General features: G+C 73.4%; 3 protein-coding genes. 2 read left to right on the top strand and 1 reads right to left on the bottom strand.

The annotated features are described in order from the left end of the window. On the bottom strand, positions 1 to 514 hold a 514-nt coding region (locus tag ACTIFU_RS23750), incomplete at its 3' end, for an anthranilate synthase component II (RefSeq protein WP_439580799.1). A 120-nt stretch (positions 515 to 634) separates the two neighbouring features. Here ACTIFU_RS23750 and ACTIFU_RS23745 point away from each other — a divergent pair. Continuing rightward, positions 635 to 802: a hypothetical protein gene (locus ACTIFU_RS23745; protein ID WP_439580798.1), complete on the top strand. Its 168-nt coding sequence runs from the start codon at positions 635 to 637 to the stop codon at positions 800 to 802. Between the two features lie 71 nt (positions 803 to 873). Further along, a partial coding sequence (locus tag ACTIFU_RS23740) for an amidase family protein (RefSeq protein ID WP_439580797.1) occupies positions 874 to 1,542 on the top strand: 669 nt, incomplete at its 3' end.

Raw genomic sequence — 1,542 nt, 5'->3', positions numbered from 1 at the left:
ACTCGGGGTGGAACTGCACGCCGAAGATCGGCAGCGTGCGGTGCCGCATCCCCATGACGATCCCCGCCTCGTTCACCGCGGTGGTTTCCAGCGTGTCGGGCAGGGTGTCGCGATCGACGATCAGGCTGTGATAGCGCGTCGCGCGGAACGGGCTCGGCACGGCCTCGAAGATGTCGGTGCCGCCGTGGCGGACGCTGTCCACCTTGCCGTGCCACGGCGCGGGCGCGCGCACCACCTTGCCGCCGAAGGCTTGCCCGATCGCCTGGTGGCCGAGGCAGACGCCGAGCAGCGACAGCCGCGCCTCGGCGGCGGCCGCGATCAGGTCGAGGCAGATGCCCGCCTTGTCGGGATCGCAGGGCCCGGGGCTGAGCACGATCGCCTCCGGTCCGCGCGCGAGCGCGTCGGCGACGGTGATCGCGTCGTTGCGCACCACCTCCGTCTCCGCCCCCAGATCGCCCAGGAAGTGGAAGAGATTGAAGGTGAAGCTGTCGTAGTTGTCGATGAGCAGCAGCATGGCGGGGCGGAGGATGAGCCCCGGGCGCTCGGCCGGTCAACCAGCGCCGGCGCATCCCTCTCCACGCCATCGGCCCGGACGCGCTACACGGAAGCGATGAGGAAGGCCCGAACCCGCAGCATGGCCCGCCGGCGCCCGCGCCCCGGCCGCCTCGCGCGCATCGCCGCGGGGCTCGGCCGGGGCGGACGGCGGATCGCGGTCCTGCTGCTGCTCGCCGCCGTGCTGGCCTATCCCGGCGCCTTCCTCGCCGATGCGCTGCTCGGCGCGATCTTCGCCGCCGTGCCCTGAGCGGCGCCGGGGGGCTGCACGGCGGCGCGGGCTCTGCCAGAGTCGGCCCCGGACAGCGATGGAGGTGGGAGATGGCGACCAGAACGGCGCGGCGCGTGGCGAAGGACGAGGGCGACCCCGTCGGCGCCTTCATGCCGGGTCCCCGTGTGACCATCGCGGGCGCCGCCTCCGGTCCGCTCGCGGGGCTGACCTTTGGCCTCAAGGACCTGTACGACGTCGCCGGCCACGTCTCGACCTTCGGCAACCCGGACTGGGCGCGCACCCATCCGCCGGCCTCCGTCACCGCTCCCTGTGTGACCATGCTGGTCGAGGCCGGCGCGTCGATGGTCGGCAAGACCAGGACGGTGGAGCTGGCTGCCGGGCTCACGGGCGAGAACCTCTGGTACGGCACGCCGACCAATCCGGTCTGCCCCGATCGTTTCCCCGGCGGGTCGTCCTGCGGCTCGGCGGCCGGGCTCGCCGCCGGGCTGTTCGACTTCGCGCTCGGCTCCGACACGGCGGGCTCGGTCCGCATCCCGGCAAGCTACTGCGGCCTGTTCGGCATCCGTCCCACCTGGGGGGCGGTGAACCCCTGCGGCGTGCTGCCGCTCGGGCCGTCGTTCGACACCGTCGGCTGGTTCGCGCGCGAGGCCGCCATCCTGCGCCGGGTCGGCGAGGTGCTGCTGCTGCCTGACAGCGACGGCGCGCTCGGACCGCTGCTGAAGGTCGAGGAGGCGTGGATGAACGCCGATCCGGCCGTG

The organism is Elioraea sp. (assembly GCF_051860475.1).
Lineage (GTDB): Bacteria > Pseudomonadota > Alphaproteobacteria > Acetobacterales > Acetobacteraceae > Elioraea.
The sequence above is the reverse complement of the archived record's forward strand: the minus strand, read 5'-3'. Positions and strand labels throughout refer to the sequence as shown.

Excerpts from the sequence above, each read along its gene's own strand:
- ACTIFU_RS23745 (WP_439580798.1), top strand. The coding sequence starts at position 635 with ATGGCCCGCCGGCGCCCGCGCCCCGGCCGCCTCGCGCGCATCGCCGCG.